General features: G+C 68.7%; 15 protein-coding genes and 1 pseudogene. 4 read left to right on the top strand and 12 right to left on the bottom strand.

Going from position 1 to position 21,931, the window contains the following annotated elements:
* Positions 1 to 33: 33 nt before the first annotated feature.
* Together DA1_RS02780 and DA1_RS31110 are read left to right on the top strand one after the other, a co-directional pair.
* Positions 34 to 3,081 (top strand): DUF7948 domain-containing protein, encoded by a 3,048-nt coding sequence (locus DA1_RS02780; RefSeq protein ID WP_051940502.1) that lies wholly within the window; start codon positions 34 to 36, stop codon positions 3,079 to 3,081.
* Positions 3,082 to 3,314: 233 nt separating this feature from the next.
* Positions 3,315 to 6,197, top strand: a complete 2,883-nt coding sequence (locus DA1_RS31110; protein ID WP_051940499.1) for a DUF7948 domain-containing protein — start codon at positions 3,315 to 3,317, stop codon at positions 6,195 to 6,197.
* On the opposite strand, the gene ubiA is transcribed toward DA1_RS31110, so the two are convergent.
* The 6 genes from ubiA to recG all read right to left on the bottom strand — a co-directional run bounded on the left by ubiA (position 6,130) and on the right by recG (position 13,235).
* Positions 6,130 to 6,999, bottom strand: coding sequence for a 4-hydroxybenzoate octaprenyltransferase (ubiA, locus tag DA1_RS02770; RefSeq protein ID WP_034398097.1), 870 nt, complete (start codon positions 6,997 to 6,999; stop codon positions 6,130 to 6,132). The genes DA1_RS31110 and ubiA overlap by 68 nt on opposite strands.
* 126 nt (positions 7,000 to 7,125) lie before the next feature.
* Positions 7,126 to 7,923 carry a phosphatase PAP2 family protein gene (locus DA1_RS02765; RefSeq protein ID WP_034389938.1) on the bottom strand — a complete coding sequence of 266 codons (798 nt, stop codon included), beginning with the start codon at positions 7,921 to 7,923 and terminating at the stop codon, positions 7,126 to 7,128.
* Between the two features lie 59 nt (positions 7,924 to 7,982).
* Positions 7,983 to 8,579: a Dps family protein gene (locus tag DA1_RS02760; protein ID WP_034389936.1), complete on the bottom strand. Its 597-nt coding sequence runs from the start codon at positions 8,577 to 8,579 to the stop codon at positions 7,983 to 7,985.
* A gap of 120 nt (positions 8,580 to 8,699) precedes the next feature.
* On the bottom strand, positions 8,700 to 9,665 hold the full coding sequence (locus DA1_RS02755; RefSeq protein WP_012202945.1) for a LysR substrate-binding domain-containing protein: 966 nt from the start codon (positions 9,663 to 9,665) through the stop codon (positions 8,700 to 8,702).
* A 226-nt stretch (positions 9,666 to 9,891) separates the two neighbouring features.
* Positions 9,892 to 10,665, bottom strand: coding sequence for an MHYT domain-containing protein (locus DA1_RS02750; RefSeq protein ID WP_034389934.1), 774 nt, complete (start codon positions 10,663 to 10,665; stop codon positions 9,892 to 9,894).
* A gap of 335 nt (positions 10,666 to 11,000) precedes the next feature.
* On the bottom strand, positions 11,001 to 13,235 hold the full coding sequence (gene recG, locus DA1_RS02745; RefSeq protein ID WP_034389932.1) for an ATP-dependent DNA helicase RecG: 2,235 nt from the start codon (positions 13,233 to 13,235) through the stop codon (positions 11,001 to 11,003).
* 194 nt (positions 13,236 to 13,429) lie between these two features.
* On the opposite strand from recG, the gene DA1_RS02740 reads away from it, so the two are divergent.
* Positions 13,430 to 14,689 carry an HD-GYP domain-containing protein gene (locus tag DA1_RS02740; protein ID WP_034389930.1) on the top strand — a complete coding sequence of 420 codons (1,260 nt, stop codon included), beginning with the start codon at positions 13,430 to 13,432 and terminating at the stop codon, positions 14,687 to 14,689.
* 98 nt (positions 14,690 to 14,787) lie between these two features.
* The gene (queA, locus tag DA1_RS02735) at positions 14,788 to 15,888 is read left to right on the top strand and encodes a tRNA preQ1(34) S-adenosylmethionine ribosyltransferase-isomerase QueA (RefSeq protein WP_034389929.1); all 1,101 of its coding nucleotides are present in this window, start codon (positions 14,788 to 14,790) and stop codon (positions 15,886 to 15,888) included.
* A 182-nt stretch (positions 15,889 to 16,070) separates the two neighbouring features.
* On the opposite strand, the gene DA1_RS02730 is transcribed toward queA, so the two are convergent.
* The 6 genes and pseudogenes from DA1_RS02730 to DA1_RS02705 all read right to left on the bottom strand — a co-directional run.
* A complete protein-coding gene (locus tag DA1_RS02730; protein ID WP_034389926.1) occupies positions 16,071 to 16,829 on the bottom strand; it encodes an iron ABC transporter ATP-binding protein in 759 nt (252 codons plus the stop codon).
* Complete coding sequence (locus tag DA1_RS02725; RefSeq protein ID WP_034389924.1) at positions 16,826 to 17,824, bottom strand: iron chelate uptake ABC transporter family permease subunit; 999 nt, start codon at positions 17,822 to 17,824, stop codon at positions 16,826 to 16,828. Before DA1_RS02725 ends, DA1_RS02730 begins: the two co-directional genes overlap by 4 nt.
* Positions 17,821 to 18,804 (bottom strand): ABC transporter permease, encoded by a 984-nt coding sequence (locus DA1_RS02720; protein WP_034398095.1) that lies wholly within the window; start codon positions 18,802 to 18,804, stop codon positions 17,821 to 17,823. Before DA1_RS02720 ends, DA1_RS02725 begins: the two co-directional genes overlap by 4 nt.
* Positions 18,805 to 18,850: 46 nt before the next feature.
* On the bottom strand, positions 18,851 to 19,861 hold the full coding sequence (locus DA1_RS02715) for a siderophore ABC transporter substrate-binding protein (protein WP_034389923.1): 1,011 nt from the start codon (positions 19,859 to 19,861) through the stop codon (positions 18,851 to 18,853).
* Positions 19,862 to 19,875: 14 nt separating this feature from the next.
* Positions 19,876 to 21,642: an enterochelin esterase domain-containing protein gene (locus DA1_RS02710; RefSeq protein WP_034389921.1), complete on the bottom strand. Its 1,767-nt coding sequence runs from the start codon at positions 21,640 to 21,642 to the stop codon at positions 19,876 to 19,878.
* Between the two features lie 4 nt (positions 21,643 to 21,646).
* Positions 21,647 to 21,931: pseudogene (locus DA1_RS02705) on the bottom strand (TonB-dependent receptor); the annotation flags it as partial.

Here is a 21,931-nt window from a genome sequence, read left to right as displayed (position 1 = left end):
TTGCCTTGGATTCGCTGCATTCAAGGAGAAAGCATGCGTTTCCATCCCCCTTCCGTGCCCAGGCGGCGCCGCAGCAAGCCGGCCCTGGCGGCATGCCTGCTCTGGGCATCGACCGGCCTGGCCCACGCAGTACCCGGCCCCTCCCAAAGTCCTGCCCACCACCGCGCGCACACACCAGCGCACTCACCAGCCCATGCCCCAGCACATGGCTCCGCCCAGGCCCGGCAGATACCGCACGCGCAGCAGGCCCTGCAGGGCCTGTCCGTGCCGTTCGAGGCCAACAGCGGCCAGTTCGACCCTGCCGTGGCCTTCACGGGCCGCACCTTCGCGGGCGCGATCCACGTCACCCGCCAGGGCCAGATCGTCTACAGCCTGGCCGCGCCCGCGCAGCAGCAGGGCGTGACCTCGGCCCCCCCGCCCGAGATGCCTCCCCAAGCACCCCCCAAGAAACCGCCCAAGGCGCCCGCAGGCACCCAACCCCAGGCACCGTCCCAGACCCCGCCAGCCACCCAACCCCTGTCCGGCTGGAGCCTCACCGAAACCCTGGCCGGCGCGCTGCCGCTGTCGCCCACGGGCGGCGAGGCCGCCGCCACCCAGATCACCCGCTTCAGCGGCCCCCACAGCTATCAGCCGGCCACCTACCGCAACCTGCACCTGGGCCAGGCCTGGCCCGGCGTGCAGGTGGAACTGGCCGTGCGCGGCGCCAATGTGGAAAAGCTCTTTCACGTGGCCCCGCAGGCAGACCCCGGGCAGATCCAGGTGCGCGTGGACGGCGCGCTGTCCCTGCGCCTGGGCGAAGGCGGCGAACTGGTGGCCGCCACAGGCCATGGCGACGTGGCCTACACGGCGCCCGTGGCCTTCCAGGAAGTTGCGGGGCGGCGCGTGGAGGTGCCCGTGCAGTACGCTCTCAACAGCCGGGGCGATGGCTACGGCTTTGCGCTGGGGGCCTATGATCAGGCGCTGCCGCTGGTGATCGACCCCTTCCTGCAGAGCACCTACCTTGGCGGGTCTGGCAACGATGCCATCACCGCCCTGGCCCTGACCCCTGCGGGGCAGGTGCTGGTGGCCGGCATAACCCGCTCCAGCGATTTCCCCGGCACAGCCGGCGGGGCCCTGGCCCCCTCAGCGGCCGACGTTCACCTCTTTGTGGCACGCCTGTCCGGCGACCTGCGCACCCTGGAGCAAAGCTCCTATCTGGGCATGAACGATGGAGGAGACTTCCACTTCCCCAGCATGGCCATCTTGCCCTCGGGCGATGTGGTGGTGGCGGGCGACACCTCGAGCGGAAATCTTCCTGGCGCGGTGAACGGAGCGCAACCGGCAAATCCAGGCGCACGCAGCGGCTTTGTCACACGCCTGTCGGCCGATCTGCGCACCCTGGTGCAGAGCACCTATCTGGGGGGAAGCGGTCGGGACAGCCTGGCAGCCCTGGCCATCACCCCCTCGGGCGACATCGTGGTGGGCGGATCTACGGAGTCCTCCGATTTCCCCGGTACGGCACAGGGCGCCATTGCGGACGTAGCGCCAAATACCCGCAACGGCTTTGCGGCCCTGCTATCGGCAGACCTGCGCACGCTGGTGCGCAGCACCTATATCACCGGAGCAGACTCGCCTACGGCACTGGCCCTCACGCCTTCGGGGGACGTGCTGGTCGCCGGCTTCACATATTCCACCAACCTGCCTGCCACCACCGGCAGCGCCCAGCCCAACCCGGCGAGTGGGAGCGACGGCTTCATCACACACCTGTCCGGCGACCTGCGCACGCTGAAACAGAGCACCTACCTGGGTGGATCGACCGATGACGTCATCACCGCATTGGCCATCACGCCCTCCGGGGAAGTGGTGGTGGGCGGCCATACCCAATCAACCGACCTGCCGGGCACGGCGGGCGGCGCACAGCCGACTACCCAACTCATCCGCAACTACAGCAGCGGCTTCATCACACGCCTGTCCGGCGATCTGCGCACGCTGAGGCAGAGCACCTACCTGGGTGCCTGGTCCCGTGACGAGATCACCGCATTGGCCATCACGCCCTCCGGGGAGGTGGTGGTGGGCGGCAATACCTTAGCCTCCGACTTTCCTGGGACGGCAGGCGGCGCACAGCCGACTCCGGCTCTCGGCGACCCCGGCTACCAGTGCGGCTTTGTCACACGCCTGTCCGGCGACCTGCGCACGCTGGAGCAGAGCTCCTACCTGAGCGGCACGCACTATGACGCCATCACCGCATTGGCCACCACGCCCTCCGGGGAAGTGGTGGTGGGCGGCTATACCCAATCCCGCAACCTGCCGGGCATGGCCGGTGGCGCACAGGAGACCAATGCAGGCACTGCAGACGGCTTCATCACACGCCTGTCCGCCGACCTGCGCGCCGTCTCCCCCCAGGCCATCACCTTCCCGCCCCAGGCCGATCAGGTGCTTACCGCGACCGGCGACACCTTCCAGATCAGCCCGATCGCCACGGCCAATTCCGGCCTGGCCGTGAACTACACCGCCCATACGCCGGCCGTGTGCACCGTCTCGGGCACCACGGTCACCATGGTGGATGCGGGCCCCTGCATGCTGGAGGCCTGGCTGCCCAGCGTGCCCGGCCAGTGGCTGGCGGCCAACGGCATCTTCGTGACCCTGCAGATCCGCAGGCCGCAGGTGATCTCCTTCCCGGCCCAGGCCGACCAGCCCTTCACGGCCGGCGCCAGCTTCGACCTCGGCCCGCCCGCCACGGCCAGTTCGAACCTGCCGGTGGACTACGCCAGCACCACGCCCGGCGTTTGCACGGTCTCGGGCGCCACGGTGACCATGGTCAGCGCAGGCACCTGCAGGCTCACAGCCAGCCAGCCGGGCAACACGCTGTGGCTGGCGGCCACTGACGTGTCGCAGGACATCGAACTGGTGGCCAGCACCGTTTCACCTCCGTCGCCACTCCCGCCGCCTCCTCCTCCCGCACCCGGCCCGGGACCCGGCGCTGCGTCCCCCGTGCCCGTGCCCACCCTGGGCCCCTGGGCCCTGGCCTGGCTGGGCACGCTGGCGGCAGGCCTTGGCGCCATCTCGCTGCGCCGCCGGGCGCGCCATAGCAGCGCTCGCTAGCAACGCACGCGTGGCCGGGCAGGAGGGGATAGCCCCCGTGCCGGTCACGCCCCAGGAACCCGGCCCCGCCAGGCCTCCGCCTGCGGGGCTCACGCCCGGAGGCAGGCTTGCCTCGGGGCGGCCGCATTCAGGGAGACCCCATGAGCCTCTTTCTTCAGCCTGCGCCCTGGCTCCGGTGGCGCAGCACAAGTCGCCCAGCCCTCCTCTGGCTCGCCATGGCAGCAGCCGCATGCATGGCCGCCAGCACCGCCCATGCAGCGCCGGGTGAGAGACCCGGTGCGGCGCAGTTGCAGCATGCGAAGCAGGCCCTGCAGGGCCTGTCCATGCCCTTCGAAGCCAACAGCGGCCAGTTCGACCCGGCCGTGGCCTTCATGGGCCGGACCTTCGCGGGCGCCGTCCATGTCACGCACCAGGGGCAGATCGTGTACGGCCTGCCCGGGCCCGACACGGGACGGCTGGCGGACTGGGCAAGAAGCAAAGCGGCCGGCGGTGCGCCCAAGAGCGCCCCCATCCTGCGGCCCGGCTGGAGTCTCACGGAAACCCTGGTCGGCGCGCTGCCGCTGTCGCCCTCGGGCGGCGAGGCAGCCGGCACCCAGATCACCCGCTTCAGCGGCCCGCACCGCTACCAGCCGGCCACCTACCGCAACCTCCACCTGGGCCAGGCCTGGCCCGGCGTGCAGGTGGAGCTGGCCGTGCGCGGCACCAATGTGGAAAAGCTCTTTCACGTGGCGCCGCAGGCCGACCCCGGGCAGATCCAGGTGCGCGTGGACGGCGCGCTGTCCCTGCGCCTGGGCGAAGGCGGCGAACTGGTGGCCGCCACAGGCCATGGCGATGTGGCCTATACCGCGCCCGTGGCCTTCCAGGAAGTTGCGGGGCGGCGCGTGGAGGTGCCCGTGCAGTACGCGCTCAACAGCCAGGGCGATGGCTACGGGTTCGCACTGGGAGCGTATGACCGGGCGCTGCCGCTGGTGATCGATCCACTGCTGCAGAGCATCTATCTGGGCAGCCCCGAGAGTTCCTGGATAGAGGCCATAGCCACAGCCGCCCCTTCAGGCGACGTGCTGCTGGCCGGCACTACCCTTTCCAACCGATTCCCCGGCACTGCGGGTGGAGCGCAGCCTGCGAGCCCCCCTGGCATATTTGCATTGCATGGCTTCGTCGCCCGGCTGTCCAGTGATCTGAGCCGCCTGATACAGAGCACCTACCTGAGCGGGTCGTGGGGCAGCCAGATCCACGCACTGGCCGTCACAGCGTCGGGTGACGTGGTGGTAAGCGGCGAGACGATGACCAGCGATTTTCCCGGCACGGCCGGGGGAGCACAGCCTGTGTCGCTCAGCGTTCCTGCGGGCTTCGTCGCCCGGCTTTCCGGCGACCTGCGCACCCTGGAGCAGAGCACCTATCTGACCGGAGACGGCTGGGTGGTCGCCACTGCCCTGGCCCTTCCTGCCTCGGGGGAGGTCGTGGTGGCCGGGGACACCCTTGCCAAGGACCTGCCCCGCGCGGCCAACGGAGCCCAGCCCGCCCTCAGCGCCGATCGTGACGGCTTCGTCATGCGCCTGTCCGCCGACCTGCGCACCGTGGTGCAAAGCACCTATCTGGGCGGGACGGGAGCGGAGAGTATCTCCAATATCGCCATCGGACCTTCAGGAGAGATACTCGCCGGCGGGCAGACCCAATCCCCCGATCTGCCTGCCACGGCGCACGCAGCCCAGCCAGACATCAGCGGCGATGCCGACGGCTTCATCGCATTGCTTTCAGGCGATCTGCGCACCCTGGTGCGCAGCTCCTACCTGGGGGGGAACGGCTGGGAGACACTCTCGGCATTGGCCTTCCACCCCTCGGGAGAGATCGTGGCAGCCGGGCAAACATCGTCCTCTGCCTTTCCTGGCACGAGCGGTGGTGCGCAGCCTGCCAGCAATGGCAACTACCCCGGCTACATCACAAGGCTGTCCGCCGATCTGCGCACCCTGTTGCAGAGCACCTATCTGGGCGGCGCAAACCCAGACTGGATCGCTGCCCTGGCCATCGCTCCTTCGGGCGAGATCCTGGTGGCCGGCAACACCTCATCCGACAATTTTCCCGGCATGGCGGGCGCCATTGAGCCTGTCTACGGTGGTGGATTTCAAACCGGCTACGTGGCACGCCTGTCGGACGATCTGCGCACCTTGGAGCAAAGCACCTACCTGGGCGCAAGCGGCCTGGATGGTGTCACCGCGCTGCACATCACTGCTTCTGGCGAGCTTCTGGCCGGGGGCTACTCCGGAGCACAGTTCACGAACCCTGATGCCTTTGTCTCACTCCTGACCGTGGACCTGCGCGCCCTCTCCCCCCAGACCATCACCTTTGGGCCACAGGCCAGCCAGGTCCTCGGCAGCCCTGGCTCCACCTTCACCATAGACCCTCCCGCCACGGCCAGCTCCGGCCTGCCGGTGGACTACAGCAGCCCCACCCCGGCCGTCTGCACCGTCTCGGGCACAACGGTCACGATGATCGATGGCGGCATCTGCACGCTGGTGGCCCGCCAGGCGGGCAATGCCCACTGGCTGCCCGCCGACGCAAGCGCCGATGTCCGCATCCGCAGAACCCAGGCGATCCACTTCCCGGCCCAGGCCAGCCGGACCTTCGAGGCGGGGACGGCCTTTGCCATCGACCCGCCCGCCACGGCCAGCTCCGGCCTGCCGGTGGATCATGCCAGCACGACGCCAGGCATCTGCACGGTCTCGGGCAACAGGGTCACGATGGCAGGCGAAGGCATCTGCACGGTGACCGCCAGCCAGCCCGGCGATGCACGGTGGATGCCGGCCACCGAGGTGGCGCAGGACATCGCGCTGACTGCGGTGGTGCCGCCTACCCTGCCGCCCCCCGTAGATCCTCCTGTAGATCCACCCGTAGATCCTCCTGTGGATCCACCTGTAGACCCACCTGTGACTCCACCCGTGCCACCGCCCGCTCCGGCGCCCATTCCCGCACTCGGCGCCTGGCAGCTGGCACTGCTGGGTGCCATGGCGGCAGGCTGCGGAGCGCACGCACTGCGGCGGCGTGGCGCCTTCAGCGCAAGGCGAACCCCAGCGCCACGCCCGCGAACAGGCTGGCACCGATCCAGTGGCTCTTGCTGAAGGCGACGAAGCAGCCCTCGCGCGTGCGGTGGCGGATCAGGGTGAAGTGCCAGATCACCTGGGCCGCGGCCACGGCCAGGCCCAGCCAGAAAGGCCAGGCCAGGCCATAGGGCGCCAGCGCCCAGATAGTGAGCAGGCCGCAGAGCACGAAAAAGCCCATGACGGCCACCACGTCGAAGCGGCCCAGGGTGATGGCCGAGGTCTTCATGCCGATCCTGAGGTCGTCGTCGCGGTCCACCATGGCGTATTCGGTGTCATAGGCCAGCACCAGGAACATGTTGGCGAGCCACAGAATCCAGGCCGTGGCCGGCACCTGGCCCTGCACGGCGGCGAAGGCGATGACGATGCCGAAGTTGAAGGCAATGCCCAGGAAGGCCTGGGGCATGGCGAAGAAGCGCTTGGTGAACGGGTAGAGGATGGTGAACAGCACGGCGGGCACGGACCAGGCCACGGCCTCCCAGCGCGTGGTCAGCACCAGGCCCAGCGAGACCAGGGCCAGGGCCGCGCCCAGCAGCGCGGCCTCCTTGACCGAGACCTGCCCCGAGGTGATGGGCCGCTGCGTGGTGCGCTTGACGTGGCGGTCGAAATCGCGGTCGGCGATGTCGTTGATGCAGCAGCCGGCGCTGCGCATCAGCACCGTGCCCAGCACGAAGACCACCAGCAGATGCCAGCCCGGAAACCCGCCCGCTGCCACCCACAGTGCGGCCAGCGTGGGCCAGACCAGGACCAGCCAGCCGGCCGGCCGGTTGAAGCGGACCAGGTCCAGGTAGAGCGACAGTTTGCTGCGCCGGGGCGCAGGCATGGGCGTAGAGGAGGTGGTGGGCATGGCGTCTGGGCGCCGATGGCGGCCGTGGGCCGACCATCGCACGCATCACATTCGAAAATGCCCGCATTGTCGCCGCTGGGCGGGCGGGCTCGGCGGCACGCCTCAGCAGCGCCTGCAGGCAACGCGGGTTTGCGCCCACTCCACGGCACAGATCACCAGCGCCATCCAGGCCAGGCCCAGCAGCCAGCCGGCCAGCACATCGCTGGCATAGTGCACGCGCAGCACCACGCGGCTGGCGCCCACGCCCAGGGCGACAGCCAGGGCCGCCAGGCCCACGGGCCAGCGCCAGGCCGGGCGCAGGTACGGCAGCAGCAGCCAGGCCAGCATCAGATAGAGCACGAAGGTGCCCGCGCTGTGGCCGCTGGGGAAACTGAAGCCACCCTCAGGCACCCAGCCACCCACGGGGCGCGGACGGCCCACGCTGGTCTTGATGGCGCGTATCCACAGGCCCACGCCAGCCGTGGCCACCACCCAGGCGGCCGCATGCAGCCAGTCGCGCCGCCACAGCAGCAGCGCCAGCACGGCGGCCGACAGCGACACCATCCAGGCCACATTGCCCAGTTGGGTGAAGGCGACCACGGGGCGCACCCAGGCATCGGTGGCATGGCCGGCCAGCCACAGGTGCAGGGCCTCGTCGAGCACCGGCCAGTCGGTGCAGGTGGCGCAGCCTGCGGGCTGGGCCAGGCCCAGCATGTCGCGCACCATCACGGCCAGTGCCAGCAAGGCCAGCACGCCGGCGGCAGCCAGGCCCAGCCATGCGGCCCGCGGCATGGGCAGGCCTGCGTGGCGCAGCCGGGCCGTGGCAGGCAGGCGCAGATAGAAAAAAAGGCCGCCCAGGGCGGCCAGTACCAGGCACAGGCCGCCCGTGGCGGCGTGTGCGTCAATCCAGGTCCAGAGCATGCGGTGGCATCACTCCCGGGCCAGGGTGGGTACGCGGGAAGACTGGGGTTTGCGCAGCATCAGTCTTCGAGCAGGGCGCGCAGCATCCAGGCGGTCTGCTCGTGCACGGTCAGGCGCTGGGTCAGCAGGTCGGCCGTGGGTTCGTCGCTGGCCTTGTCGGCCAGGGGGAACAGGCTGCGCGCCGTGCGGGCCACGGCCTCGTGGCCGGCGACCAGGATGCGCACCATCTCCAGGGCCTTGGGCGGGTCGTGGGGCACGTCGGCCAGGCTGGTGAGCTTGCCGAAGTCGGCATAGGAGCCCGGCGCGAAATGGCCCAGCGCACGGATGCGCTCGGCGATGGGGTCGACGGCGTTCCACAGCTCCGTGTACTGCCCCATGAACATGGTGTGCAGCGTGTTGAACATCGGGCCGGTGACGTTCCAGTGGAAATTGTGCGTGGTCAGATACAGCGTGTAGGTGTCGGCCAGCAGGGCCGACAGGCCCTTGGCGATGGCCGCGCGGTCCTTGTCGCTGATGCCGATATGGATGGCGGAGGAGCGCACGGACGCCGGTGCCACGTCGGCCAGTGCGGCCTTTGCAGGCTGCACTGCCTTGTCGGCCTGCACGGCCTCTGGCTTCTTTGCACCGGACTTGTCTTTGCTGGCATTTTTGGCCATGGGATCCCTTTCAGCTTCGTACAAACGGAAGATGCTCCCGGCAGGTCGCCCGGGAGCCAGTTGCAACGATAACGCAAGCGCAGCAGCCCCACAGGCCCGGCGCACGCGCCGGTGCGGTCATCAGGACAGGCGTTTGACGCCGGGCAAGGCGCAGGCGTAGACGGCGTTGCGCAGGGCGGCGATGGCCTCGTAGCGCGTGAAGCTGCGGCGCCAGGCCAGGACTACGCGGCGTGTCGGCGGGGGCGAGCCGTCGTCCTCGAGGATGGGCAGGTAGCGGATGTGCGGCTCGTCGGTCTTGCGGCGGCGCGCCGTGGTCTCCAGCGCATCGGCGGGCACGGACAGGCGCGGCACCAGGGTCACGCCCATGCCGGCGGCCACCATGTGCTTGATGGTCTCCAGCGACGAGCCTTCGAAGGTGCGGCGAATGCCTTCGGCATTGCTGGCATAGCGTGCGAACTCGGGGCAGACCTGGAGCACATGGTCGCGGAAGCAGTGGCCCGAGCCCAGCAGCAGCATGGTCTCGTTCTTGAGATCGCTGGTGGAGACGTGGTCCTTCTGGGCCAGCGCATGGGTGCTGGGAACGGCGGCCATGAAGGGCTCGTCGTACAGCGGCGCCAGCGCCAGGCCGGTGTCGGGGAAGGGCTCGGCGACGATGGCGCAGTCGATCTCGCCGGTGCGCAGCATCTCCAGCAGCTTGATGGTGTAGTTCTCCTGCAGCATCAGCGGCATCTGCGGCGTGCGCATGATGGAGTTGCGCACCAGGTCCGGCAGCAGGTAGGGGCCGATGGTGTAGATCACACCCAGGGTGAGCACGCCGGACAGCGGGTCTTTGCCGCGCTTGGCGATTTCCTTGATCTCGGCGGCCTGCTCCAGCACGCTTTGCGCCTGACGGATGATCTCCTCGCCCAGCGACGTGACCGACACTTCGCCGGCACTGCGCTCGAAGAGCTTGACATCGAGCTCCTCCTCCAGCTTCTTGATCGCCACGGACAACGTGGGCTGGGACACATAACAGGCTTCGGCGGCGCGGCCAAAATGCTTTTCACGTGCCACGGCCACGATGTATTTGAGTTCGGTAAGTGTCATTGGCGAGCTGTGTCTGGGAGGGAGCCTCGGAAAATACGATGGTCTTACACCAAGAACCTGTGCCGGAACCTTTGTGCAATCAGGCCTTGCGGCCCGCTTGCCGGGGTGCTCCCCTCAAAAGTTCCTGCACAGGTTCTAGGATTTGTCCTAATTCGATTGTGCCAGTCCTCGTCCGCGCATGACCACTGCGCGCTCCCCGACCCGCCGGCTTTTTGTATTTATCCACCTAGTGCAACGGCCGGCGCATCCGGTCGCGTTGCTGCATGAGCTGGTCCATGCCTATCAATGCAGCCAGGCCTATGGCCACGATCACGGTAAAGACCGGAAGGTCCAGGGCGCTGATCACGGCAAAGCCTTGCGGCCTAGCATAACGCTGTGCCTCTGAAATGCATACGAAGTCCGCTGCGGCCATGCCGGTGTAGTGCATGGAACAGACCGCCGCGCCCATGACGGCGGCGGCCAGCGCACGCATGCCCGGCGAGCTGGTGCGAAACGACAGCCACAGCGCGGCGCTGGCCGCGGCCACGGCGATGCCCACGGACAGCAGCACGGTGGGAACGGACCAGACGATGAAGCCCGGAAAGCGCATGCCATACATGCCCAGGTAATGCATGAAGGCCACTCCCAGGCCCAGCAGGGTGCCCGCGCCCAGCACGCGCGCCCCGCTTTCGGGCCGCCGCGCGACAAAGGCCAGCGCCACCGAGGTGGCGGCAACGGCGGCGCACAGGGACAGCAGGGTTTCGACCATGGAGTAGCCCGAACCCATGCCCAGGTTCAGCGCCAGCATGCCCGTGAAATGCATGGACCACACGCCGATGCCGCCCAGCGCCGTGCCCGCCGCCAGCAGGTTCAGCCAGCTGATGCCCTCGCGTCCCCGGATGCGCTGCGCCGCAGTCAGGGCTACGAAGGAGCCCAATACGGCAATGCCATAGGACAAGACCACCAGGCCCATGCGCCAGGAGGTCTCGACGATCTCATTCGCTTGAACGGCTTCATTCATGTTGGCAGCTCCTCATTCGCAGAAAAATGGGACAACACAAGAGTGATCGCGGCCGTCCTCCCCGTGGGGGAGGCTTGGCAGGCCATCCCCTCCCGGATGGAGCTACCCTGTTTTTTGTGACTCAATGTACCAAAAGGTCACAAATATTCAATGCCGTAACGGGACGGCGCTGTCACCGCCAGGACGGCATGAAGCGCTCCATTTCGATGGCTACAACGCGTGTGGAAACCATGTCTGGCGCGGGCTGCAGGCCTGCGGAAGAGGTCGCCGCCAGGCAGCGCCTGGACACGTAAAAATACGTAACACAGCCACCCGACAGGAATGGAACGGGCCGATCAGGCCTTGAGGAATTCGGCCTTGCCGCCCAGCCAGCGGCCCACATGGCGCTGGGCCAGTTGCGGGTGCTGCTCCAGCATGCGCGGCGCCAGCTCGCGGGCCCAGTCGAGCAGCATGAGGTCCTGCTCCAGGTCGGCGAAACGCAGCATGGGAGCGCCGGACTGGCGCGCGCCCAGGAATTCCCCGGGGCCGCGGATCTCCAGGTCGCGCCGCGCGATCTCGAAGCCGTCGTTGGTCTCGGCCATGGCGCGCAGCCGGTCCTTGGCCGTCTCGCCCAGGCGCCCGCTGTCTCCCACCGAATACAGCAGCACGCAGGCCGAGGCCGCCGCACCCCGCCCCACGCGCCCGCGCAGCTGGTGCAGCTGCGACAGGCCGAAGCGCTCCGCATGCTCGATGACCATGAGCGAGGCGTTGGGCACATCAACGCCCACTTCGATCACCGTGGTGGAGACCAGCACGCCCATGACCCCGGCGGAGAACAGCTCCATCACGGCCTTCTTCTCGGCCGTGGGCATGCGCGAGTGCAGCAGGCCGACCATGACGTCGGGCAGCATCTCGCTCAGATAGGCATGGGTGGCCGTGGCGTTGGACAGGTCCAGCGCCTCGCTTTCCTCGATCAGCGGGCAGACCCAGTAGACTTGGCGCCCTTCCGCGACCTGGGCGCCTATGCGCTCGATGACCTCGTCCTTGCGGCTGTCGGCAATGAGCTTGGTGACGATGGGCGTGCGGCCCGGTGGCAGCTCGTCGATGGTGGATACATCCAGGTCGGCGTAGTAGCTCATGGCCAGGGTGCGCGGGATGGGCGTGGCGCTCATCATCAGCAGATGGGGCTCCATGCCCGAGGCCGCGAGCTTCTGGCGCAGCGCCAGCCGCTGGGCCACGCCAAAGCGGTGCTGCTCGTCGATGACGGCCAGCGCCAGGTTCTTGAACTGCACCTGGTCCTGGATGACGGCGTGCGTGCCCACGACCAGGGCCGCCTCGCCGCTGCGGACCAGCTCCAGCATGGCGGTGCGTTCCTTTTTCTTCTGTGCGCCGGCCAGCCAGGCCACGCGCTTGCCCAGCGGGGCCAGCAGCGGCTCCAGCCAGCCGACCAGCTTGCCGAAATGCTGCTCGGCGAGGATTTCGGTGGGCGCCATCAGCGCGCACTGCCAGCCGGCCTCGATGCAGGCCACGGCCGACAGCGCCGCCACCACGGTCTTGCCCGATCCCACATCGCCCTGCAGCAGCCGGTGCATGGGCATGCGGCGCTCCATGTCGGCAAGGATCTCGGCCACCACGCGCTGCTGGGCGCCGGTCAGACCAAAGGGCAATTGGTCCAGGAACTGGCGCGCCAGGCCCTGGGCGCTGTCCATGGGCAGGGCGCGCAGCACGGGCGCCCTGAGCCGCGCGCGTTCGCGCTTGGCCTCGTATTGGGACAGTTGCTGGGCCAGCAGCTCCTCGGCCTTCAGGCGCTGCCAGGCCGGGTGCGAATGGTCTTCCAGCGTGGCCAGGGCCACATCGGGCGTGGGGTGGTGCAGGAACTGCAGCGCATCGCGCAGGCTGAACAGCGGCGGCAGCCCGCCATTGCCATGGAACTGCGCCACGGGCGGATGCTCGCCCTGGGGCAGGGTATCGGAGAGATCGGCGCGCAGCATGGCCGTGACCGCCGCGCGGCGGATGTAGGCCTGGGGCAGGCCCGCCACCGTGGGATAGACGGGCGTGAGCGCCGTGGGCAGGTCGCCGCCCGCCGCGCGAAACGCCGGGTGCAGCATCTGCCGGCCCCAGAAGCCGCCCTTGACCTCGCCGCGGATGCGCAGCCGCGCGCCCACGGACAGGGTTTTCTGGTGCGAGGGGTAGAAGCTGAAGAAGGTCAGCACGCACTCGGCCGTGCCATCGTCCACCGTGACCTTGAGCATGCGGCGCGGGCGCAGTTGCACCTCGCTGTGGGTCACCGTGGCCTCGATCTGCACCGTGTCGCCCTCGCGGGCATTGCGCAGCGCGGTGATGCGCGTCTCGTCCTCATAGCGCAGCGGCAGGTGCAGGGCCAGATCGATGTCGCGCACCAGGCCCATCTTCTGCAGCGCCTTCTGCGCGGCGCTGGCTGCGGGCTTGGCGGGCGCTGCGGGCTTGTCTCCTGCCTTCTCCGCTGCCTTGCCGCCCTTGCCTGCGGCCTTTCCCTTGCCGGCACGCGCGGCCTTGCCGCCGGGGGCGTCGCGCCCCAGATCTGGGAAGGCAGAGGAGACGTTCAAGGGCATGGGCTATCCTGTTTCAGAGCATGCGCACGGGCATGGGCGGGCATGCAGCATAGTGTATGAATATACAGGTGTAGGCAACACGCCACGTTCATGCCGGATGCCCTTGCCCAAAGCACCCTTGAGGCCCCGGGTCTCTGGGGAAGCCGCTACCATGCACGCTGACGTTACGTAGTGTTACCCCGCCACCGAATGCCATGTTGAAGCGTATCAATGTCCAGCATGTCACTCTGGGCATGTTCCTGCACGAGTTCTGCGGCTCCTGGATGGAGCATCCTTTTTGGCGAACCCGTTTCCTGCTCCGCTCCGAGGCCGACCTCCAGCGCCTGCGCTCCACCTCCATCCAGGAGGTCTGGATCGACGTGCGCAAGGGCCTGGACGTAGGTGTCCAGGTGCCTTGCCTGCGCTTTGACCCGCAGGACGAGCTTCGCCACCAGATCCCGGACAGCGCCCGCCCTGTCTCCGAGCAGAGCACGGCCCCCATTTCCACCGCCACCGAGCTGCGCCGCGCCGCCCAGACCTGCGTGCAGGCCAAGCAATTGCTCAGCCGCCTGTTCAGCGACGCGCGCCTGGGCCGGCCCGTGGACGCCACGGCCGCCGGGCAGCTGGTGGACGATGTGACGGCCTCCGTGGCGCGCAATCCCCACGCCCTGATCGGCCTGGCACGGCTGAAGACGGCCGACGACTACACCTACATGCACAGCCTGGCCGTGTGCGCGCTGATGGTGGCGCTGGCCAAGCGCATGGGCCTGGACGACCACAGCCTGCGCAAGGCCGGCATGGCCGGCCTCATGCACGATTTGGGCAAGACCGCGATCCCGGTTGCCGTGCTCAACAAGCCGGGGCCGCTGGACGATGCGGAATGGGCGCTGATGCGTGCCCACCCACGCCATGGCGAGCAGCTGCTGCGCCCGCTGGGCCTGGACGACGAGGTCATCGATGCCTGCCTGCACCACCACGAAAAGGTGGACGGCAGCGGCTACCCCGACGGACTGCAGCAGGGCGACATCGGCCTGCTGGCGCGCATGACGGCGATCTGCGATGTCTACGACGCCATCACCTCGGACCGGCCCTACAAGAAGGGCTGGCCGCCCTCGGAGGCACTGCGGCGCATGGCCGAGTGGAGCCCCCGCCATTTCGACAAGCGGCTGTTCGAGCAGTTCGTGCAGACCGTGGGCATCTATCCGCTGGGCTCGCTGGTGCGCCTGCATTCGCAGCGCCTGGCCGTCGTGGTCGATGCCTCGCCGGGCAGCCTGCTGGCGCCGCGCGTCAAGGTGTTCTATTCGCTGCGCCAGGCCTGCCGCGTCACGCCCGAGATCGAGGACCTGTCCGAGAGCCAGGGCAACGACCGCATCATCGCGCGCGAAGACCCGGCGAACTGGGACTTCCCGGATCTGGAGACGCTGTGGCTGGAGTTCGAGCGGCAGCCCCAGACACAGGCCCAGATGGCCAAGTGACCGCCGCGAAATTCCGGGGATGACCCCAGGGTTTGCGACAATGGCGGACTTCCGTTCAACGAACTTGGAACGGGCCATGTCCGGCCCTCAAGCACTGCATGTCCTCCCTGTCCCGTGTGTTTTCGCTCAGCGATTTCGACTTCGAGCTTCCTGAGAACCTGATCGCCCAGCATCCTGCCGCCCAGCGCAGCGCCTCGCGCCTGCTCGACGGCCGCGACGATGCCACCCCGCCCACCGACCGCATCTTCCACGAGCTGCCCGACCTGCTGCAGCCCGGCGACCTGCTGGTGTTCAACGACACGCGCGTGCTCAAGGCGCGCATCTTCGGCGAGAAGGCCAGCGGCGGCCGGCTGGAGCTGCTGGTCGAGCGCGTGCTCGAAGGCAACGATGTCGTGGCCCACATGCGCGTCAGCAAGAAGCCCCTGCCCGGCTCACGCATCCACCTGTGCGGCGGCAAGAACCGCGGCGGCTTCGACGCCGTGCTGCGCGGCCGCTGGCCCGACGAGAACGGCCCGCTGTTCCACCTGAGCTTCGAAGGCCCGCGCGGCGAGACGCCGCACGAGCTGATGGAGCGCTTCGGCCACCTGCCGCTGCCGCCCTATATCGAGCGCCACCAGGACACCGGCAACGACCCCGACGCCGCCGAAGACAGCGAGCGCTACCAGACCGTCTTCGCGGCCCGCCCCGGCGCCGTGGCCGCGCCCACGGCCGCCCTGCACTTTGACGACGCCGTGCTGGCCCGCCTGGCCGAGCGCGGCATCGAGCGCGCCAGCGTCACGCTGCACGTGGGCGCCGGCACCTTCCAGCCCGTGAAGACCGAGAACCTGGCCGACCACCAGATGCACAGCGAGTGGTACGAGATCCCGCTGGCCACGCTGGCTGCGCTGGAACGCTGCCGCCAGCGCGGCGGCCGCGTCGTCGCCGTGGGCACGACCACGGTGCGCACGCTGGAGTCCTGGGCCCAGACGGGCCAGTTCTCCGGCGACACGCGCATCTTCATCACGCCCGGCTTCGAGTACCAGGTGGTCGATCTGCTGATCACCAACTTCCACCTGCCCAAGAGCACGCTGATGATGCTGGTCAGTGCCTTCGCGGGCTACGAGCAGGTGATGGCGCTGTACCGCCATGCGATTGCGCAGGAGTACCGTTTCTTCAGCTATGGCGATTCCATGCTGCTGAAGAAGAAAAGCACCCCCTGAGTCGCTTCGCGCCTTCCCCCCGTTGCACGGCGCCTCTCTACCCGCTTCGCGAGGGAGGGGGGGCGTACGGGCAGCCAGCGACACCCTCGCGGCGGGGCGGCGCGGCCGGCTTAGGCCCTTGCTTGGTGTCCCTCGCCTCAGGCCGCGCCAGGTTCAAGCGCCAAGCCCGAAACGCCGCATGTTCAACCAAAGTAATGGCAGAGCCTGCGGCCCTTGACCTCGTGCACGCTGACGGGGATGCCGTAGAGGGTGCTGAGAACCTCGTCCTGCACAACCTCGGCCGGCGTGCCCGCCACGGCCAGGCGTCCGTCCTTGAGCGCGATGATGTGGTCGGCGTAGCAGGAGGCGAAGTTGATGTCGTGCAGCACCATGACCACGGTCTTTCCGCGCTCGGTGACGGCGCGGCGCAGCAGGCCCATCATGCTGACAGCGTGGGCCATGTCCAGGTTGTTCAGCGGCTCGTCCAGCAGGATGAAGGGCGTGTCCTGGCACAGCACCATGGCGATGTAGGCGCGCTGGCGCTGGCCGCCTGACAGCTCGTCGAGAAAGCGCTCGGCCAGCGGCGTGAGCTGCAGGTACTCCAGCGCCTCGTCCACATGGCGCAGGTCTTCGGGGCCCAGCCGGCCCTTGCTGTGCGGAAAGCGGCCAAAGCCCACCAGGTCGCGCACCGTCAGGCGCAGCGTGCTCTGGTTGTCCTGGCGCAGGATGGCCATGATGCGCGCCAGCGCCTCGGTGGGCGTGGTGGCCACGTCGAGGCCGGCCACCCGCACCTTGCCCGCCGTGATGGGCATGAGGCGGCTGACCAGGGACAGCAGCGTGGACTTGCCCGCCCCGTTGGGCCCGATGATGGCCGTCAGCGCCCGCTCGGGCACATCGAAATTGAGCTCCTGCAGCACTGCCGTGCCGCCATGGCGCTTGAGCAGATCACGCACCTCGATCATTGGGTCCCCTTGCGCATGAGCAGCACGATGAAGACGATTCCACCCAGGAACTCCACCACGATGCTCAGCACGGTATTGAATTGAAAAAGCTGCTCCAGCAGCACCTGCCCGCCCATGAGCAGCACGCAGCCCCAGAGCACGGCCGCAGGCAGCACCCAGGCATGGCGGCGCGTGCCCATGGCGTGATAGGCCATGTTGCTGACCAGCAGGCCGAAGAAGATCACCGGGCCGACCAGGGCCGTGGACACGGCCACCATGCAGGCCACCACGGCGAGCAGCCGCAGCACGCGGCCCTCGTAGTCCAGGCCCAGGCTGACGGCGGCATCGCGCCCCAGCGAGATCACGTCCAGCACGCGGCGCTGGCGCCAGATCCAGGCGCTGCCCAGGGCGATCAGCAGCAGCGACGGCAGCAGCAGCTGCAGGTTCACCGCGTTGAAGTTGGCGAACATGCGGTCCTGCAGCGCCGTGAACTCATTGGGATCGAGCACGCGCATGGCCAGCCCGGCCAGGCTGCGAAAGAAGATGCCGCCCACCATGCCCACCAGCAGCATCAGGTGCAGGCTGCTGGCATGGCCCACGAACAGCCAGCGCATCAGCAGCACGCTGAAGCCCATCATCAGCACGATGTTGAGCGCATAGCGCCCGACCTCGCCCATGGCGGACACGCCCGCCGCGCCCAGCATCAGCACCATGGACGCCTGCACGAACAGGTACAGCGCATCCAGCCCCATGACGGAAGGCGTGAGGATGGTGTTGTGCGACACGGTCTGGAACACCACGGTGGACAGGCCGATGGCACAGGCCACCAGCGTCATGGTCAGCACCTTGGCGCCCCGGTGCTCCAGCACGAAGGCCCAGTCGGTCTTGACGCCCACGGTCATGAAGGCCAGCAGGCACAGCAGGGCCAGCGCGCCCAGCAGCGCCAGGCGCGCGCCATGGCCCCAGCTGCGCGCTGCAGGCTCATCGGAAGCAACGGATTGCGGCAGGCTGCTCATGCACGGTCCTTGCGGCGGCGCAGGATCAGCGCCAGGAACAGGGCACTGCCCAGCACGCCCAGCACGGTGCCCACGGGGATTTCATAGGGAGCGATCAGCAGCCGCCCGACCAGGTCGCACAGCACGGTCAGGCCCGCGCCGATCAGCGCCACCCACAGCACGCTGCGGCGCACGTTGTCGCCCAGGACCAGGCGCACCACATTGGGCACGATCAAGCCCACAAAGGGCAGGCTGCCGGCCGTGACCACCACGGCCGAGGTGGCCACGGCCACCACCACCAGCCCTTGCCAGACCAGGCGCCGGTAGTTCAGGCCCAGGTTGGTGGCAAAGCTCTCGCCCAGGCCCGCCACGGTGAAGCGGTCGGCCGCCAGGCAGGCCAGGGCCGTGACGCCCAGCGACAGCCACAGCAACTCGTAGCGGCCCTGAACCACCAGCGAGAAATCGCCGTTGGACCAGGACTTGAGTGCCTGCATCATGTCGAACTGCAGCGCCAGAAAGCTGGCGGCTGCCTCCAGCACGCCGGCCAGCACCAGGCCGACCAGGGGCACCATCCACGACGAACGCAGCCGGATGCGCGAGAGCACGGCCAGGAACAGCGCCGTGCCCAGCAGCGCCGCCACGGCCGAGATGCCCATCTTGGCCATCACCGGCCAATGCGGCACCCAGAGGAACGCGGCCAGCATGCCCAGGCTGGCCGACTCCACCGTGCCCACGGTGGAAGGCTCCACGAAGTGGTTGCGCGCCAGCATCTGCATGAGCAGTCCGCAGACCGCCATTGATGCGCCGGCCAGCACCAGGGCCAGCGTGCGCGGCACGCGGCTGTAGACCAGCACCTGGCTGGCCAGGTCGTCCTCGTTGCGCGACCACAGCACGCTCCAGTGCATGTCGCCCGCGCCCACCATCAGGCTGGCCAGCGACAGCGCCAGCAACAGGCCCAGCGCGAAAAGCCAGGCAAGGGCCTGGCGAGAGGGGCGTGACATGGGCGCGGCGTGCGCGGCGGCGACAGGCGGGCTCAACGCTTTGACGTCATGTGCGGGCAAAGGCATCCGACAATTGCTGGATATTGGCCTTCAGCGCGCCCGGCCCGGCGTTGGACAGGGTGTACCAGTTGGCTGCGTTCAGATAGACCACCTGCTTGCCGCGCCAGGCCTTGGTGGCACGCACCAGCGGGTTGTCCAGCAGTTGCTGGGCGGTCTTGCCATCCTGGCCGATGGCCACGTCGCGGTCGATGACGAACAGCCAGTCGGGATTGGTCTTGAGCAGGAACTCGAAGGAGACCACCTGCCCATGGCGCGCCACCGTCAGGTTGTCGATGGCCGGCTTCACGCCGAACACATCGTGCAGCATGCCGAAGCGCGAGCCCGGACCGTAGGCGCTGAGCTTGCCGCCCGAGGTCAGCAGCACCAGCCCCTTGCCGGCGTCCTGCGCCTTGCCATGCAGTGCAGTGATGGCCTGCTCCACCGACCGGACCTCGGTCTCGGCCTTGTCCTGCAGGCCGTAGACGGCGCCCAGCGTGCGGATGTTGCGGTAGATGTCGGCCATCTGGTGCTGGTCGCTGACACTGAGGTCCAGCACGGGCGCGAAGCGTGACAGCTCCTTGTACTTGGCCTCGGAGCGGCCGCCCACGATGATGAGGTCGGGCGACAGCGCCTTGATGGATTCGTAGTCGGGCTCGAACAGGCTGCCGATGCGTGCGTATTTCGCATCGGCATAGCGAGCCAGCAGCGGCGGCATCTTGAACTCGGGCACTCCCCGCACCTCGCCGCCCAGCGCCTGCAGCGTGTCCAGCGCCGCCAGCTCGAACACCAGCACGCGCACGGGCTTGAAGGGCACCTGGACCTCGCCCTTGGCATGCGGCACGGTCACGGTCTTGCCAGCCGCTGCCGTCTGGGCATGGGACATCTGCGCCGCCAGCGGCAGCGTGACCAGCACGCCCAGGCCCTGGCCCATCTTCGCCAGAATCCAGCGACGGGAATGATTTGCATTCATGGTGTTCATCTTTACAGTGATTGCTGTATTGCCAGGAAGTTCAAACATTGGCCTATGCGGCATCAGGGAAGTGCCGGCGTGCCGTCCGGCATGCGCTCGCAGGCCGGCAGGCCCTGGGCAAAGCGCCCGGGATTGAGCAGGGCCACCAGGCCGCAGGCCAGCGAGCCCTGCCACTGCAGGTAGTCATGGCTGGTCTCGTGCTCGGCCTGAGTGACCTCGTAGCCCTTGGCGCGCAACACATCGGCCAGGTGGCGGTTGGTTTCCAGGATGCCGTCCTGCCCGCCGCGTGCGCGCTCGTAGCGGCCCGCATCCAGATAAAAGCGCACGGGCTGGCGCGGCTCCTGGGCATAGCGGCGCTGCACCCAGCCCGGCACCTCGCCGGCCGGCGACCACCAAAACGATCCCGACATGCTCAGCACGTTGCCGAACCAGTGCGCATTGACCAGACCCGCATAGGCCGAGGCCAGGCCGCCAAAGCTGGAGCCACCGATCACCGTGCGCGCCGCCGGCTGGCCCAGGCCCTGTTCACCCACCCAGGGCATCAGCTCCTCATCCAGAAAGCGTGCGAAAGCAGTGTTGGGCGGCAACTCCCTGCCGCGCGCCTGCGGGCTGGCGTTGTCCACCAGCACCACGGCCGTGGGCGGGATCAGGCCGTCGGCCATGAGGTTGTCGATAAGGGTGGGCGTGGACACCTGCTTCGCATAGGCGTTGCCGTCGAACAGCACCAGAAGCGCCTCGGGCGCCTGGCCGCCCGCCGGGCGGTAGGTCCAGACATCGCGGCTGTTGCCCAGCACGCGGCTGGACAGGCGGTGCTGCACCAGCGCCCCCGGGGCCACGCCCGCGCGCGGCGCCACCCAGGGCTGGGGCGGTGCCTTGGGCAGCTCCAGCACGGAGGCGCCCTGGAAGGCGTCGATGAAGCCGCCCTCGGGGGGCTGCGGAAACACCTTGGGATTGAGCGGATCGCGCTGCGCCGTGGCCAGCAGAGCGCGGCGCTGCTCCATGGCCGAGCCTGCGATCAGCGGCACATCGGGCGCCAGGCGGTAACTGAGCCGCGCGTTGTCTGCCATGCGGAAGCTGGCCCACCAGACATCGCTGCCGTCGAGGTGCTGCAAGGGATCGTGATTGCCGGCCGGGCTGCCGAACAGGCGAACCCCCTGCATGCCGGCGCGCGGCTGGCCACGCCACAGGAAGGTGACCAGGGACTGGCCGCCGGGCAGCGGCTCCACCATCGGCGCGCCCTCCTCCTGCACGCGCCGCCAGAAGGCGTCTGCCGCCACGCCCGAACCCGCGCCGCGCTGGATGGCCTGGGCCAGGGCCTGCAGGCGTGGGCTTTCCAGCGCAGGCCGCTCCGGGGCCTGCACAGCCTTGGCGCCCAACGGCGCAAGACTGGAGGTCAACCGCAGCGCAAAGCGGCCGGTTGCGGATTTCACCTCGCCGGCCATCAGCGCGTCCGTTGCGATGTAGCGCGCCACCAGCCTTTGCCTGCCGGCCCCCTCCGTGACCCACATCAGCGACTGCGCGCCGCCATCGGGCCGCGCCAGGCGGCGCAGGTGCCGGCCCTGGGCATCCTCCAGGTCCAGGGCCACGCCCTGCCCTTCGAATTCACCCTGGACCACGTGGCCGGCGGGCAGATCGACGCGCCAGGACTCGCGCCCATCGGCAGCCAGGACCCCTGTGGCCGCCTGGCCCGGCGCCAGCGTGCCCGGCCGTGCGGCCAGGGCCTGCCGCGATGCGGCTGCCGTCATGTCTTCACCGGCATGGACGGCTGCGCCCAGCAGGCACAGCAGCGAGGCGGCCAGGCACAGGCCTTGTCGTGCAGCTTGCGCCATGGCGTCAGAAGTCCACCGTGGCCGAGACACGTACCGTGCGCGGGCCGCCCGTGGTGGCGAAGTTGTCGTTGAAGCTGCCGGCCCAGTAGGACTTGTCGAACAGGTTCTCCACCGTGGCGCGGAAGGTGACGGGTTTGGCCGCGATGCGGGTGGCATAGCGCGCGCCCACGTCCACGCGGGTCCAGCTGGGCATCTTCAGCGTGTTGGCCGAATTCACCCACTGGGCGCCCGTGTAGATCAGGCGACCGGTGAGCGTGGCGCCCGGGAGCGCGGGCACGTCCCATTCGCC

The sequence above is a fragment of the Delftia acidovorans NBRC 14950 genome (assembly GCF_001598795.1).
GTDB classification, from domain to species: domain Bacteria; phylum Pseudomonadota; class Gammaproteobacteria; order Burkholderiales; family Burkholderiaceae_C; genus Comamonas; species Comamonas acidovorans.
Note: the sequence above shows the minus strand (reverse complement) of the source record. Positions and strands in the feature narration are given on the sequence as shown.